The organism is Micromonospora sicca (assembly GCF_003172935.1).
Lineage (GTDB): Bacteria > Actinomycetota > Actinomycetes > Mycobacteriales > Micromonosporaceae > Micromonospora > Micromonospora sicca.
In genome coordinates this window covers 23,506-37,368 of the sequence record NZ_QGKS01000396.1, presented here as the reverse complement: position 1 = coordinate 37,368, position 13,863 = coordinate 23,506, and the positions used below count along the sequence as shown (strand labels likewise).

Annotated in this window: 15 protein-coding genes and 1 riboswitch; of the genes, 5 read left to right on the top strand and 10 right to left on the bottom strand. The window is 74.7% G+C overall.

The window, feature by feature from the left end:
* Positions 1-90: 90 nt before the first annotated feature.
* On the bottom strand, positions 91-489 hold the full coding sequence (locus tag DKT69_RS31050; protein WP_109804985.1) for a hypothetical protein: 399 nt from the start codon (positions 487-489) through the stop codon (positions 91-93).
* A gap of 125 nt (positions 490-614) precedes the next feature.
* The gene (locus DKT69_RS38640) at positions 615-758 is read right to left on the bottom strand and encodes a hypothetical protein (protein WP_161557987.1); all 144 of its coding nucleotides are present in this window, start codon (positions 756-758) and stop codon (positions 615-617) included.
* A gap of 327 nt (positions 759-1,085) precedes the next feature.
* Here DKT69_RS38640 and DKT69_RS31045 point away from each other — a divergent pair, with 327 nt between their 5' ends.
* Positions 1,086-1,448, top strand: coding sequence for an STAS domain-containing protein (locus DKT69_RS31045; RefSeq protein WP_109804984.1), 363 nt, complete (start codon positions 1,086-1,088; stop codon positions 1,446-1,448).
* Between the two features lie 28 nt (positions 1,449-1,476).
* On the opposite strand, the gene surE is transcribed toward DKT69_RS31045, so the two are convergent.
* Positions 1,477-2,307: a 5'/3'-nucleotidase SurE gene (gene surE / locus DKT69_RS31040; RefSeq protein WP_109804983.1), complete on the bottom strand. Its 831-nt coding sequence runs from the start codon at positions 2,305-2,307 to the stop codon at positions 1,477-1,479.
* On the bottom strand, positions 2,304-3,284 hold the full coding sequence (locus DKT69_RS31035; RefSeq protein WP_201749950.1) for a 1-phosphofructokinase family hexose kinase: 981 nt from the start codon (positions 3,282-3,284) through the stop codon (positions 2,304-2,306). The genes surE and DKT69_RS31035 overlap by 4 nt, the downstream gene beginning before the upstream one ends.
* 114 nt (positions 3,285-3,398) lie before the next feature.
* Between DKT69_RS31035 and DKT69_RS31030 the strand changes: the two genes are divergently transcribed.
* Positions 3,399-3,896: an SRPBCC family protein gene (locus DKT69_RS31030; RefSeq protein ID WP_236648461.1), complete on the top strand. Its 498-nt coding sequence runs from the start codon at positions 3,399-3,401 to the stop codon at positions 3,894-3,896.
* Between the two features lie 9 nt (positions 3,897-3,905).
* Here DKT69_RS31030 and DKT69_RS31025 read toward each other — a convergent pair whose 3' ends face one another.
* The 5 genes from DKT69_RS31025 to DKT69_RS31005 form a co-directional block, all read right to left on the bottom strand.
* The gene (locus DKT69_RS31025; protein WP_109804982.1) at positions 3,906-4,412 is read right to left on the bottom strand and encodes a hypothetical protein; all 507 of its coding nucleotides are present in this window, start codon (positions 4,410-4,412) and stop codon (positions 3,906-3,908) included.
* 115 nt (positions 4,413-4,527) lie between these two features.
* The gene (locus DKT69_RS31020) at positions 4,528-5,595 is read right to left on the bottom strand and encodes a coiled-coil domain-containing protein (RefSeq protein WP_109804981.1); all 1,068 of its coding nucleotides are present in this window, start codon (positions 5,593-5,595) and stop codon (positions 4,528-4,530) included.
* A gap of 4 nt (positions 5,596-5,599) precedes the next feature.
* Positions 5,600-5,731: riboswitch (cyclic di-AMP (ydaO/yuaA leader) on the bottom strand.
* A gap of 143 nt (positions 5,732-5,874) precedes the next feature.
* A complete protein-coding gene (locus DKT69_RS31015; protein ID WP_109804989.1) occupies positions 5,875-6,789 on the bottom strand; it encodes a cation diffusion facilitator family transporter in 915 nt (304 codons plus the stop codon).
* 105 nt (positions 6,790-6,894) lie between these two features.
* The gene (locus DKT69_RS31010; RefSeq protein WP_109804980.1) at positions 6,895-9,012 is read right to left on the bottom strand and encodes a HelD family protein; all 2,118 of its coding nucleotides are present in this window, start codon (positions 9,010-9,012) and stop codon (positions 6,895-6,897) included.
* 118 nt (positions 9,013-9,130) lie between these two features.
* Positions 9,131-10,090: an alpha/beta fold hydrolase gene (locus tag DKT69_RS31005; protein ID WP_109804979.1), complete on the bottom strand. Its 960-nt coding sequence runs from the start codon at positions 10,088-10,090 to the stop codon at positions 9,131-9,133.
* Positions 10,091-10,222: 132 nt separating this feature from the next.
* Here DKT69_RS31005 and DKT69_RS31000 point away from each other — a divergent pair, with 132 nt between their 5' ends.
* Positions 10,223-10,867, top strand: coding sequence for a carbonic anhydrase (locus DKT69_RS31000; RefSeq protein ID WP_375373519.1), 645 nt, complete (start codon positions 10,223-10,225; stop codon positions 10,865-10,867).
* 69 nt (positions 10,868-10,936) lie between these two features.
* Here DKT69_RS31000 and DKT69_RS30995 read toward each other — a convergent pair whose 3' ends face one another.
* The gene (locus DKT69_RS30995; protein WP_109804978.1) at positions 10,937-11,266 is read right to left on the bottom strand and encodes a hypothetical protein; all 330 of its coding nucleotides are present in this window, start codon (positions 11,264-11,266) and stop codon (positions 10,937-10,939) included.
* A gap of 323 nt (positions 11,267-11,589) precedes the next feature.
* Here DKT69_RS30995 and DKT69_RS30990 point away from each other — a divergent pair, with 323 nt between their 5' ends.
* Positions 11,590-12,081: a DUF3145 domain-containing protein gene (locus DKT69_RS30990; RefSeq protein WP_109804977.1), complete on the top strand. Its 492-nt coding sequence runs from the start codon at positions 11,590-11,592 to the stop codon at positions 12,079-12,081.
* Positions 12,082-12,120: 39 nt separating this feature from the next.
* On the top strand, positions 12,121-13,854 hold the full coding sequence (locus DKT69_RS30985) for a glycoside hydrolase family 3 protein (RefSeq protein WP_109804976.1): 1,734 nt from the start codon (positions 12,121-12,123) through the stop codon (positions 13,852-13,854).
* Positions 13,855-13,863: the final 9 nt, after the last annotated feature.

The following is a 13,863-nucleotide window of genomic DNA, read 5'->3' as shown; positions in this document are numbered from 1 at the left end:
GTTCCAGCTGGACTGGCGACCGTCCGCAGCGGACGCGACGCGGCGGTGTCCCCGGAGTCGGGGACACCGCCGCGTCGTCGGTACGTCGGGTCAGCCGTCGAGGCCGACGGGCGAGTTGGGCCGGTCCACGTCGACGAACTCGATCTCCTCGGCGTCCCGGCTCCCGGCGGCCCGGGCGGCGGTGCCGGCGGCCCAGCCGAGTGCCGCGCCGACCAGCGCGGCGCTGATCAGCAGGGCCCAGGGCAACGCCGGGCGGCGGCCGGCGAGCGCGTCGAAGGCGAGGGTGGCCCGGCGGCGGGCCTCCTCGGCGGCGGCGCCGACCAGGTCCGTGGCGTCGTCGGCCAGGCCCGAGCCGCCGCGACGGGCGGACCGGGCGGTGTCCCGGACGCTGTCACCGGCGGAGCTGACGGTCGAGACCAGTTGCTGCCACGCCTGGTCGGCGATCCGCTCGGGCCTGGTGCGGCGGTCCAACAGGATGCTTCCGAACATGCTTACCTCCTCGGGGTGCCGAAGCCCGGCGGCCACTTCGGACTCCGGCGGCTGTCCAGCGCGTGACTGTTCTTTTACCCGCCAGTGCCCGTCCGGGCGTCGGCGCAAACCATCCGCCGGTCCACTCAGCGGACCGACACGGTCACCGGCCCCCGGGCGAAGTCGTCATCGTCGTCGTCATCGTCGTCGCCCGCTCCACCGAAGCCACAGGCCAGCACGAGAGCGAGCAGGGCGCCGACACCGGCCAGCCCGAGCAGTCTCCTGATCATCGATCATCCTCTCCGTTCGGAGCACTCCCGGCCGATGCTAGGCGGCGGGGTCAACCGAACGCGCCGACGTCCGGGGGTACGCGCCCGGCGGGCGCGGGGCCGCTACCCTGGTGCGGCGGATCGGCCGGCACCGGTCGATCGTTGGAGAACGAGAAACCCGCTCGTCGGGAAAATAGAAGCCAGAAGGTCTGGATCGGGCTGCCCGGGTGTGCCCGGTCCGCGAATTGCTCATCCCGAGGGGTGGCGACCGAGGCCGTCGGAGGAATACTCTCGGTCGCGGCCCGCGTACTGATGAGGCGCCCGTCATGGGCGAGTGGAGGTGCTCGCGTGAGCCTGTCGATCGTGAAGTCGGTGCTGCCGGGTGGTGTCATCCAGATCGCCCCGCGAGGCGAGATCGACGTCGACACCGCATACGAGGTCCGCGAGGCGATCGCGGAGGTGCTCGCCAAGGGCCGTCCGTCCCGAATCGAGCTGAACATGCGGTTGGTCACCTTCATCGACTCGGTGGGCATCAGCGCGATGGTCGCCGGCTTCCAGACCGCCGAGGTCAGCGGTGTGAAGCTGGTCGTTACCGAGCCGAGCCGGTTCGTCCACCGGCAGCTCTGGGTCACCGGCCTGCTCGGCCTCTTCGGCGCCCCCGAGCCCTACTTCGCCGGCACCGCGACCCCCGAGGTGCTCCCCGGCGCCTGAGCTTGGCGCGCGCGGGGCCCGTCGCGGCTCAGTCCTCGGCCGCGCCGAGGCCGGACAGGTCGACGTCGGACACCTCCGTCACGGCCCGCACGGCGGTGACGGAGGCGTACCCGTCGGCGAGCAGCGCCAGGTCGGTGCCGGGCTGGACGGCCTGCCCGGGCTCCTCCAGCGAGGTGCGGACGAAGCCGTGTCCCGACTCGGCGACCGTCATCTGCACCTGGCCGAACGTGGCCAGGGTCCCCTTCCGCACCCCGCGCAGCCGACCGTGCGGCAGGTCGGGGGCGTTGACGTTGAGCACGCTCTCCACCGGCCCGGCCAGCAGCCGGGGCAGCAGGTCGAGGGCGACCCGGGCGGCGGTCGACCAGTGCCGCTCCGCGTCGCGCACCCGGGCGGCGGCGGCCACCCCGGCGCCGCCGCTGGCCGCGGTGGCCTCCCCGGCGGAGAGCACGTCGAGGGAGACCGCCATCGCCCGGCAGCCGTTCGCGGCGGCGGTGAACGCGGCGCCCACGGTGCCCGAGTGCAGCACCGCGCGGCCGGCGTTCGCACCCCGGTTGATCCCGGAGAGCACCACCGTCGGCGGCGGCCCGAACGCGCCGTGCACGGCGATCAGGGCGATGAAACCGGGCGAGCCGGCCACCCCGTACGCCGGCACGTCGGGCAGCTCGGGCAGCGGGTGCTGGCGGACCACCACGTGCCCCTCCCGCTCCACCGCGGTCATCGCCGCGCTGGTGCCGCTCGCCTCCTCCAGCGGCGCGGCGACCACCACGTCCAGCCCGCGGTCCGCCGCCGCCCGCGCCAGCCAGCCGATGCCGGGCGCCGCGATGCCGTCGTCGTTGGTGACCAGGACCCGCAGCGTCATCGTTCGGCCGCCCGCTCGGCCAGCTCGTCGGGGGTGGTCCGCTCCTGCGGCCGGGTGCCGGCCGGCACCAGCCGGACCCGCTCCACCAGCCCGATGATCGAGTCCAGCCGTCCGGTGCCGAGCCCGTGCCGGGTCACGTTGAGCGCGCCGGCGGCGGCGCCGGTACGGATGGCGGTATGCACGTCCCCGCCGCGGGCCGTCACGGCGGCCACCCCGGCGGTCATCGAGTCGCCCGCGCCGCGCGGGTCGGCCGCCTCCAGGCGGGGCATCTCCACCTCGAACACCTCCCCGTCGACCAGGGCCAGCGCCGGCTTCTCGGCGCGGCTCACCACGACATTCTCGGCGCCGGTCGCGTGCAGGTCGTACATCGCCCGGGTGAGCTGCTCCTCGTCGTCGCCGGCGGCCCGCCCGTCGGCGATCAGCTCCTCGTGGCTGACCTTGAGGAAGAACACCCCGCTCGTCAGCACCGCGGTGAGATGCTCGCCGGCCAGGTCCACCACCACCCGGCTGCCGTTGGCGCCCAGGTCGGCGGCGAACCGCCGGTACAGGTCGGCCGGGACCAGCTTCGGGTCGTTCGGCCCGCTGAGCACGCTGACCGGGGCGCGCAGTCCCTCGCCGAGGGCGAGGTTGTACAGCTCGTCCAGCTCGTGCCGGCTGAGCGGGTGTCCCGGCACGTCGACGATCTCGTGCCGGGTGCCCTCCCGCCGGTCGTGCACGTACCCGCCGCTGCCGCCCGAGTCGCGGACCACCACCTTGAGGTCGACGCCCTCGCTGACCAGCAGCGGCTCCAGGACCTGACCGATCTCGCCGCCGAGGCTGGCGCAGAGCACCACCTCCACCCCGAGCGACATGATGATCCGGGCCTGCCAGACCCCCTGCCCGCCGGGGTGCAGGTGCAGCTCCGGGTGGTCGGCCGGCTGGTCGACGGTCACCGTGAGCCGGGGCGTCGGCGCGAAGACCATCACGTGCCCGCTCATCCGCCGTATCCGTCCACGCGCCCCGCCTCCTCGTCCCGCCCGGGCGGTCCGGATTCCCCGCCAGCCCCGCGTCATGCCGGGGCGTTGCCAGCCCGCTCGGCGTACGGGACGATCGTGCGAACCGCCGACGGCGAGGGGGACGGTGTGCTCAGCCGCGAGACGTTCAGCTACACCGTGCAGGCGCGCTGTACGCGGGCCGAGGCGCTCGCCCTCCTCGGCGACCTGACCCGCCAGGGCGAGCTGCACCCGCTGATCGTCGGCGTGCGCCGGCTGCCGCCCCGCCCGGGCGCGCTGGCCAGTTACGCGATCACCGACCGGCTGGCGGTCGGGCCGCTGCGCTTCCCGGTCACCTACCGGGCCGACGTGCTGATCGCCACCGAGGACGAGGTGGTGACGGTGGCCCGCCAGCGCCCGGCCACGACCGTGCGCAACCACACCCGGCTGCGGGACGAGCCGGGCGGCGTGACGCGGATCGACGTCGGGATCACCCTGACCGCGCCGGCGCCCCTGTTCGGGTACGCCTTCCGGCAGGCCCGGGCGGCCCACCTCGGGCTGGCCAGCCGGCTCGGCGCGGCGCTGGACCGCGGCCCGGACGCGTCCGCCACGAGCTGAGCCGCCCGCTCAGGACGGGCGTCCGGCGGCGACGGGCCGGCGGCGGCCGGCCGGGGCTCCGCGGCGGCCCCACGGTTTGTAGGTGGAGAGCACGGTGGCGACGAGCAGCACGCTGGTCGAGACCGCCGGCGGGATCACCAGGTCCAGCCGGTCCCGGGTGGTCACTGCCGGGCCCAGCTCGCCGAGCCCGCGCACGGTCGGCGTCAGCAGCAGCAGGACCAGGCCGAGCATGACCGTGGTGAGCACGAACTTGACCAGCACCCAGCGCCAGCGCAGCACCCCCCACGGGGTGAGCAGCGAACTCGCCACCCCGACCAGCCACACCACGACGCTCAGCGGCGCGAAGAGGTACGTGACGACGAGCCCCGCGGTGGGGTAGACCACCGCGGGGTCGGCGCCACGCAGGCCGGCGACGCCGAGGGTGAGCAGCACCAGGTCCGCGCCGAGCCAGCCCAGCGCGGTGACCAGGTGCAGGGTCAGCAGGGCCTTGCGGGCGGCGGGGGAGAGTCGGCTCATGCCGTCGATGCTGGTCCGCCGGCCGGGCCGCGTCGTGGGGCCGACGGCGACATCCGGCGTACGTCGGGGGGCGTAGCCGGGGGCGACCCGTCCGGCGACGGGTCACCCCGGGGGCTCAGTAGACGGACAGGTGCACGTGGTTGGTGTGGTCGCTGGACGGGTCGCCGTTGCCGCCGCTGTACGACTTCCAGCCGCTGCTCGGCAGCCAGATCTGCTTGAACCAGATCACGTAGAGCACGGCCAGCGCGTCGGAGTTGCGGATGAAGTACGCCGCCAGGTTGTTGCCGTACGTCCGGTCGCCACCGCTGGCGACCCCGCCGAAGCCGTCGGACTGCGCGGCGAAGTCGCACGCCCGGCCCTTGGGGTGCTCACCCGAGCCGCTGGGTCGGTAGCAGGAGACGTACCGGGTGAACCCGGCCGACTTGGCCTCCTTGAGCGCGTGCAGGGTGCGCGGGGTGATGCAGCCGTCGGCCGGGGTGGGGTCGTTGACGCTGCACGACTCGGGCGGCCAGGAGCCGTCGGAGTTGCGCGGCGCCGGGTCGGCGTTCGCGGTGGAGGTGCCCCGGATGCCGCCGCTGCCGCCGCTCGCGGCGCGGTCGTTCGCCACCTCCAGCGCGCGTTCGGCCTGCTGCTTGCGCTTGGCCATCACCGCGACCTGCCTGCGCTGTTCCTGGATTTCGGCGTTCAGCGCCGTCCGGGTCGCCGTCGCGCGGTCCCGGGTCTCGATCAGGTCGTGCAGCGCCCGGTCCTCGTTGGCGGCGACCTGGCCCAGCGCGGCGGCGCGGTCCATGAAGCCTTCCGGGCTGTCGCTGGCGAGCAGCGCCGCCGCGGTGCCGAGCCGGCCGGTCCGGTACGCGACCCCGGCGATCTCGCCGACCTTGGTGTCGCGGACGCTCAGCTCGGCATTGATCGTGGTGAGCTGGTCGGTGAGCTGCTTCTGCCGCCCGACGGAGCGGGCCAGCGCGGCCTTCGCCTCCAGCCAGCCCTTGCTGGCCGCGTCGAGCTGAGCGCGCAGCGCCGGGGTGCCGCCCTCGTCGTCGCCGGGGGCGGCGGCGACGAGCCCGGCCGGGGGTGCCGCCACGGCGGGGCCGACCGGCGCGGTGGCGAGGCCGAGCGCGAGCGTCGCCACGAGCAGGGCCGCCAACCGGGCGGCCGTCCGTCGTACAGGTGCCACTGCTGCCATTCAGGTTTCCTTCCGTCAGCCGCCGACCGGGTTAGCTGACGGGTTCGGGACGGAAGATCCCTACCGCTGGCGCGGATGCACCCCACGAACATGGTTCCCCGGTTCGCCGCGGGCGGCGATTAGGCGGCGGCCACCGCAGGCGCCGGTGGGCGCCGCCCGGCGGAGGCCGGGGCCGAGCCTACCGGTGGTGCCCCGGCCCGGCCCGGTGAGCTAAGGGCACGACCGGGGGCAAAACCGGCATGAGTGCACAATACCCACACTGATTTAAGTTTGCCCTAATTACCACTCGACCGCACCACAGGCCCCAGGTGACGCCCCGGGCTCGATCTGCAACGTCGCGTGATCGATCCGGAAGTCCTCGTGCAGGGCGGTCCGGGCGGCGGCCAGCACCTCGCCCACCTCGGCGCCCGGGCACATGGTCAGGTGCGCGGAGGCCACCTCCATGCCCGAGGTCAACGTCCAGACGTGCAGGTCGTGCACCTCGGCGACGCCGGGCACCGAGGCCAGCCGGTCGTGCACCGCGGTCACCTGGAGGTGCTCTGGGGCGGCCTGCACCAGGATGCGCAGCGCCGCCCGCCCCAGCCGCCAGGTGCGGGGCAGGATGAACAGCCCGATCGCGACGGCGACGAGGGGGTCCGCCCACCACCAGTCGGTGAGCGCGATGACCAGCGCGGCGCCGATCACCCCGAGCGAGCCGAGCAGGTCGCCCAGCACCTCCAGGTACGCCCCGCGCAGGTTGATGCTCTCCTCCGCCCCGCCGCGCAGCAGGGCGAAGGCGGCGACGTTGGCCAGCAGGCCGAGCACCGCCACCGCGAGCATGGGGCCGGCCAGCACCTCCGGCGGCTCGCCGAACCGGCGTACCGCCTCGACCAGCACGTAGACCGCGACGGCGCCGAGCAGCACCGCGTTGGCCAGGGCGGCCAGCACCTCGAGCCGGTAGAGCCCGAAGGTGCGCTGCGGGTCGGTGTCGGCGTGCCGGGTGGCGGTGATCGCGGCGAGGGCCATGCCGATGCCCAGCACGTCGGTGAACATGTGCCCGGCGTCGGAGAGCAGGGCCAGCGAGCCGGTGGCGAACGCGGTGACCGCCTCGACCAGCATCAGGGCGGTGAGCAGCCCGAACGCGGCCCAGAGTCGACCCCGGTGGCGGTAGGCGGCGTTGGTCACCGCCCCGCTGTGGTCATGACCTGCGCCCACGCCCACACCCTTTCGCCCTCGCCCCGGCCGGGCCCAATCTATGTTCACATCGCTATGTATGCAACTGAACGGCCAGTGTCCGCCCTCTCGCGGTCGAAGCCCTGCTCAGCCCAGCGCGTCGAGGGTGGTGAGCCGCTGCGTGGCCCGGGAGAGCGCCACGTAGAGGGTCCGTACACCGGAGCCCGGATCCGCCCGGATCTCGCTCGGCGCGACCAGCACCACCCCGTCGTACTCCATGCCCTTCGCCTGGAGGCTCGTCACCACCTGGAGCCGGGCGCCGCCCAGCTCGCCGAGCCAGCCGGCCACCTCATCCCGGCGCGGCACCGGGGTGATCACCCCGACCGTCCCCTCGACCTCGGCCAGCAGGGTCCGGGCCGCCGCCACGGTGGCCGCCGACAGCCCGGCGGCCGGCACGGTCCGCTCGACCGGCTCGATGCCGGTGGAGCGCACCGCGGTGGGCAGCGGCAGGTCCGGGTAGAGCCGGCGGATCTCCGCCGCCGCCACCGCGAAGATCTCCGCCGAGTTGCGGTAGTTGGTGGTCAGCGTGAACTGGTGCCGGCGGCGTCGTCCCAGCGCCTGGTCCCGCGCCCGGGTCAGCTCCTCCGGGTCACCGGTCCACGCGGTCTGCGCCGGGTCGCCCACCACCGTCCAGGAGGCCAGCCGGCCGCGCCGGCCGATCATGCGCCACTGCATCGGCGAGACGTCCTGCGCCTCGTCGACCACCACGTGCGCGTACTCCCGGTAGTCCTCCGGCCGCTCCCGGGCCGCGGCGCGGGCGGCCCGCTGCCGGTCCGCGAACGTGCTCAGCTCCCGGACCCCGCCGGCGAGCTGGAACGGGTCGCGCTTCGCCTTCGCCGGCCGCACCGGCTTGCCGAGCAGCGCGTCCAGCTCGTCCAGCAGCGCGATGTCCGCGATGGTCAGCCCCGCGGTGTCCAGGCTCCGGTACGCCTCGGTCAGCAGCCGGATCTCCGCCCCGGACAGGATGCCGCCGGCGTACCGGCGCAGCCGCTCCGGCCGGGCCAACCAGCCCAGCACGTGCCGCGGATGCAGCCGGGGCCACCAGGCCTTCAGGAACTCCCGGAACTCCGGCCGGTCGATGATCTCGTCCTCGAACGCGCGCTGCTCCGGCAGCCGGACGACCCGCAACTGGCGGGCCTGGGCGTAGAGCGCCGCGAGGACCCCGTCGAAGCCGGCGCGGCGCACCTCGTTGCGGCGCGCGCCCCGGGGCAGCGCCCGGTCCCGGATGCCGTCCAGCTCCCGGCGCTCCAGCCGGAGCAGCTCGCCCCGGTAGAGCAGCCGCAGCTCGCCCGGCGAGTCCGGCACCGTGTCCCGGACCGCGCCCTCCAACACCCGGCGCATCCGCAGCGACCCCTTCACCGCCGCCACGTCGGGGGAGTCCGTCCGGGACGCCGACATGCCCGGGAAGAGCGAGCCGAGCGAGTGCAGGGTGGCCGTCTCCTCGCCCAGCGAGGGCAGCACCGAGGCGATGTACTCCACGAAGACGCTCGACGGGCCGACGACCAGGATGCCGCCGCCGGCGTACCGGCTGCGGTCCGAGTAGAGCAGGTACGCCGCCCGGTGCAGCGCCACCGCCGTCTTGCCGGTGCCCGGGCCGCCGGAGACGATCGTGACGCCCGAGCCGGGGGAGCGGATCGCCTCGTCCTGCTCCCGTTGGATGGTCGCCACGATGTCCCGCATGCCGCGACCGGTGGCCCGGGACAGGGTGGCGAGCAGCGCCCCGTCGCCGACCACCGCCATGTCCGCCGGCGCCGCGGCCGGATCGAGCAGGTCGTCCTCGATCCGGGTCACCTTCTCCGCCGACGACTGGATGGTGCGCCGCCGCACCACGCCCATCGGCTCGGCCGGCGTCGCCTGGTAGAAGGCCGCGGCCGCCGGCGCCCGCCAGTCCACCACCAGGGTCTCGGCGTTCTCGCCGCGCACCCCGAGCCGCCCGACGTGCAGCACCTGCCGGGTACGCAGGTCGAGCCGGCCGAAGACCAGCCCCTCGTGCTCGGCGTCCAGCGCGTGCCGGCGCCGCGCGGCGTGGAAGACCATCGCGTCCCGCTCGACCAGCGCCCCGAAGTTGCCCACCCGGGCCAACCGGTAGCCCTCCCGCTCGGCGTCGGCGGCCGACCGGCGCAGCTCCGCCAGCCGGGCGTACACCCGGTCGAGATGCCGCTGTTCGGCGGCCATCTCCCGGTCCAGGGTGGTCTGGTCGGTCAACGCGGCAACTCCTGTGGTCCGGGCGGCGGGCACGGTGGCTGAATGAGGGTACGGGCCGGCCTTCCGGCCCGTGCCAGGGCCATGCCGGTCCGCACTCCCGCCCCGTCCGGGTTGCCCGTTATCCGGCCGTTCCCACCCCGGCCGCCGGGCGATCGCCGGCGCGGCTGCCGTCCGGCGCCGGCCGCTCCAGCACCTGCCGGAGCACCGCGGCCAGCGCCGCGTTCACCTCGTCCGGCCGCTCCATCATCAGCATGTGCCCGGCGCCCGGGCAGACCGTCAGCTCGGTGGTCGGCAGCGCGGCGGCGATCGACTCGGCGCACGGCGGCGGGGTGAGCCGGTCCCGGTCGCCGACCAGCGCGGCGGCCGGCAGGTGGCCCAGCGCGGCCAGCGTGTCGAGCCGGTGCTGGGCGCCGATCGAGGCGCGGAACCCGCCGATCGAGCGCAGCGAGGCGTGCGCCACCGCCGAGGTGACCAGCCGGATGTCCGCCGGGTCGCAGCGGTCGCCGAAGAGCATCCAGCGGATGCTGGGGCGCAGCGCGCGCAGCAGCGCCCGGGGCGGCCGCCAGGACCCGCACCGGGCCAGCACCCCGGCGCCGGTGGTCTCGGCGAGCCGGATCAACCGGGCGATCCGGGGCGACAGGCCGTAGACGGTGTGCGTGTGCCCCTCGGCGGTGGTCGAGACGAAGACCAGCCCGGCGGTCCGGGCGGCGAACTGCCCGGGGTGGCGGTGCGCGTACTCCATCACGGTCATCCCGCCCATCGAGTGCCCGACCAGCAGCACCTTCCCGGTCGGGGCGACCTCGTCCACCACCGCGGCGAGGTCGTCGCCGAGCTGGGCCAGGGTAGCGGTACGCAGCGCCATGCAGCTGGACCGGCCGTGCCCCCGGGCGTCGTAGGTGACCACCCGGACCCGGTCGCCGAACCGCTCCCGGATCTCGGCGAGCTGGCGGTGCCAGCTGCGGCCGTCGAGCGTCCAGCCGTGCAGCAGGATCGCCGTCACCTCGGCGTCGTCCGGCCCGGTCACCGTCACGTGCAGGCGTACGTCGTCGGGAAGCTGTACCTCCAGGTGCTCCGGCATCGCTACCTCCCCCGGGCCGGCCGGCGTTCCTCGCACCGGCGTAACCCGGCGGTAACACCGGCTACCCGCCATGACAACACGCCAACCGTGGTGATGAGAAGATTCGCAACCGGCACCCGCGCGGTCGGATCGGTGACCAGGCTGGAGGGCATGTCGCCGCCGCGCCCGACCCCGGCCGCCGGAGCGGGCCGCAGCCCGCGTACGGCCCTGGCCGAGCTGCTCGCCGGGAACCGCCGCTTCGTCAGCGGCCAGCCCGTGCACGGGCACGACGTCACCGCCGCGGCGGCGGTCGCCTCGGGCGACCAGCAGCCGTACGCCGTGGTGCTCGGCTGCATCGACTCGCGGGTCCCGCTGGAGGCGATCTTCGACCAGACGTTCGGGTCGATCTGCGTGATCCGCACCGGCGCGCACGTGCTCGACCAGGCGGTCCTCGGTTCGATCGAGTACGTGGTGGGCCAGCTCGGGGTGCCGCTGGTGATGGTGCTCGGGCACGAGCGCTGCGGGGCGGTCGGCTCAGCGGTGCAGACGCTGCGTACGGGACAGCGGCCCGGCGGCTCGCTGGCGTACGTGGTGGACCAGATCGCCCCGGCGGTGGTCGAGGTGGGCCCGGACGACCCCGGCGCGCACCCGCTGGCGGTCCGCCGGCACGTGCTCCGCACGGTGGCCGCGCTGCGCGCCGACGACCTGCTCACCGGCCCCGTCGCCGCCGGTCGGGTCGCCGTGGTCGGCGCGCTCTACGACCTGGCCACCGGCAACGTCACGCTGCTGGAGGAATGACCGGGGCCGAGAAAGGACGAACCGCCCGCCGGGTGACCCGGCGGGCGGTTCGTGGTGACGCGAGAGGGCTCAGCCCTCGAAGACGCCGGCCTCGACGAGACGCTTCTCGGTGGCGTCCCAGCCGTGGCCCGGGTGGGCGGCCGCGAGGCCGTTGATCTCCGCCCGGATCTTGGCGGCGTGGCCGGCCGCGGCCAGCACCCGGATCTCCTCGACGAAGGCCTCGGAGTCGGTGCGCAGGTGCGCGGTCTTGCCGTTGGTCAGGTTCCGCACGTAGGCGTGCTTGCCGCCGTTGAGCGGGATGACGTACTTGAACTCGCCCAGAACGCTGAGGGCGCCACCCTGGCCAGCCTGGCCGGCCCGGACTGACGCGCGCGCGGTCTTAGAGGTGTTGCTCGCCACGGAGGTACTCCTTGCAGACGTACGGGAGGACTTGATCGTCCGGGGGCTGTTGCGGGTGACGCCCGGATGAGCCTCGGCCCGCGAAGATGTACGGCGGCACAGAACCGCCCAAGAAACTGTACACGACCGCGACACCTGGCTGGTCGTCGCGCCGTCATGGTGGTCAACGGGGTCACCCGGCCGGCTATTCCGGCCGGATCCGGCCGGCGAATTTTCCGATTCCCTAGCGCACCATCCGTCACGAGGTTCATCATGTGTTGCAGAGGCCACTCGGGTGGACGAGGTCGTAGGGGAAGACGCACCTCGCTCTCCGGGAGGTCACCGTGCCAACGCGTGGCGTCGTATACGTCCACTCGACCCCGCTCGCCGTGTGCTCACACGTCGAGTGGGCGATCGCGCGCGTCCTCGCCGCGCCGGTCAACCTGCAGTGGACGGCCCAGCCCGTCGACCCCGGCGCCCGCCGCGCCGAGTGCGGGTGGACCGGTAGCCCGGGGACGGGCGCCGAGCTGGCTGCTGCCCTCCGGCAGTGGCCCATGATCCGTTTCGAGGTGACCGAGGAACCCAGCCCCGGCGCCGACGGCGAGCGGTTCATGTACGTCCCGGGGCGGGGCCTGTTCCGGGCCACCGTCGGCGCGGCCGGCGACATCCAACTCGGCGAGGACCGGCTGCGCAGCCTCATGGCGTCCGCCCGCGCCCCGGAGGCCCTCGCGCACGCCCTGGACAAGGCCCTCGGCACCGCCTGGGACGCCGAGCTGGAGCCCTACCGGTACGCCGGCGACGGCGCCCCGGTGACGCTGCTCACCCGGGTCGGTTGACCGAAGGTCAAGTTGCCCGATACGCGGTGAACTGGTGGGATGGGTCGCGTGTCGACCACCCCTCGACGTACCTTCGTCGTGCTCGCCGCACTGACCGCGCTGCTCGTCTCCGGCTGCGCGAAAGAGCCGGCAGGACCGCATCTCGCCGGGCCGCCGAGCCCCTCCTCGGCCGCCCCGACCCCGACCCTGACCCCGACCGCCGCCGATCCGGCCGCCCGGGCCGCGGCCCTGGTCCGCACGCTCGCCGACGAGGACCTGGTCGGCCAGGTGCTGATGCCGTACGCCTACGGCAGCTCCGCGACCAAGGTCTCGCCCGGGTCGGCCGCCGGCAACCGGGCCCTCGCCGGGGTCGACACCCCGGCGGAGATGGTGGCGAAGTACCGGCTCGGCGGCCTGATCCTGGTCGGCTTCAGCGCCGACGACCCCACCTCCGGCAACCAGGCCACCACCAACGTCGACAACCCCAAGCAGGTCCGGGAGCTGACCACCGGGCTGCGGGAGGCCGCCGGGAAGCTCCCCGCCGGCCCGGCTCCCTTCCTCATCGGCACCGACCAGGAGTACGGCGTGGTCACCCGGGTCACCGACGGCGTGACCCTGCTGCCCAGCCCGATGGCGGCCGGGGCCGCCGGGAAACCGGCGCTGACCGAGGCCGCCTGGCGGGCCGCCGGCGCGGAACTCGCCGCGATGGGGATCAACCTCGACTTCGCCCCCGTCGCCGACGTGCTGGCCACCCGGAGCACCGTGATCGGCTCCCGCTCCTTCGGCGCCGACCCGGCCAACGCCTCCGCGCAGGTCGCCGGCGCGGTGCGGGGCCTGCAGGCCGAGGGGGTGGCGGCCAGCGTCAAGCACTTCCCCGGGCACGGCCTGAGCGCCACCGACTCGCACAAGGACGTGCCGGTGATCGGCCAGTCCCGCGACGTGCTGGACCGGACGGCGTTCCCGCCGTTCCGCGCCGGCATCGGCGCCGGCGCCATGGCGGTCATGTCGGCCCACCTCGACGTGCGGGCCGTCGACCCGGGCGTCCCGGCCACCTTCTCCCACAAGCTCCTCACCGACGTGCTGCGCGGCCAGCTCGGCTTCCAGGGCGTGGTGATCACCGACGGGATGAACATGCCGCCGGCCAAGCGCTGGTCGCCCGGCGAGGCGGCGGTGCGGGCCCTCACCGCGGGCAACGACCTCATCCTGATGACCCCGAACGTGAGCCAGGCGTACGACGGGCTGCTCGCCGCGCTCCGCGACGGCTCGCTGCCCCGGGCCCGGCTGGTGGAGGCCGCCACCCGCGTGCTCACCATGAAGTTCAAGCTGGCCGACCGGCCGACCCCGGAGCTGTCCGGACTCAACAGCGCCGACCACCGGAAGGCGGCGGCCGACCTGGCCGCGGCGGCGGTCACCCAGCTGCGCGGGAAGTGCGGCGCCCCGGTGGCCGGACCGGTCACCGTCACCTCCTCCGGCGGGCGGGACCGGACCCGGGCGACGCTGACCGAGGCGCTCACCGCAGCCGGCGTGAAGGTGGTGCCCAGCGGCGGCACCGTCGTCCACCTCGTCGGGTACGGCGACGGCGGCGACGACCTGCGCGCCGACGCCACGGTGACGGTGGCCATGGACACCCCGTACGTGCTGGCCGCCGCGAAGTCGCCGACGCTGCTGGCCACCTACTCGTCCAGCCGGGCGTCGATGACCGCGCTGGCCGGGGCGCTCGCCGGCAAGGCCCGGCCGGGCGGCCGGTCGCCGGTCCCGGTGTCCGGGCTGCCCGCCACCACCTGCGGCACCTGACCGGCGGCC

Excerpts from the sequence above, each read along its gene's own strand:
- DKT69_RS31050 (WP_109804985.1), bottom strand. The coding sequence starts at position 489 with ATGTTCGGAAGCATCCTGTTGGACCGCCGCACCAGGCCCGAGCGGATC.
- surE (WP_109804983.1), bottom strand. The coding sequence starts at position 2,307 with ATGACGCTGCGGGTCCTGGTCACCAACGACGACGGCATCGCGGCGCCC.
- DKT69_RS31020 (WP_109804981.1), bottom strand. The coding sequence starts at position 5,595 with ATGGCAGCAGTGGCACCTGTACGACGGACGGCCGCCCGGTTGGCGGCC.
- DKT69_RS30985 (WP_109804976.1), top strand. The coding sequence starts at position 12,121 with ATGGGTCGCGTGTCGACCACCCCTCGACGTACCTTCGTCGTGCTCGCC.
- DKT69_RS31025 (WP_109804982.1), bottom strand. The coding sequence starts at position 4,412 with ATGAGCCGACTCTCCCCCGCCGCCCGCAAGGCCCTGCTGACCCTGCAC.
- DKT69_RS31005 (WP_109804979.1), bottom strand. The coding sequence starts at position 10,090 with ATGCCGGAGCACCTGGAGGTACAGCTTCCCGACGACGTACGCCTGCAC.
- DKT69_RS38640 (WP_161557987.1), bottom strand. The coding sequence starts at position 758 with ATGATCAGGAGACTGCTCGGGCTGGCCGGTGTCGGCGCCCTGCTCGCT.
- DKT69_RS31035 (WP_201749950.1), bottom strand. The coding sequence starts at position 3,284 with ATGAGCGGGCACGTGATGGTCTTCGCGCCGACGCCCCGGCTCACGGTG.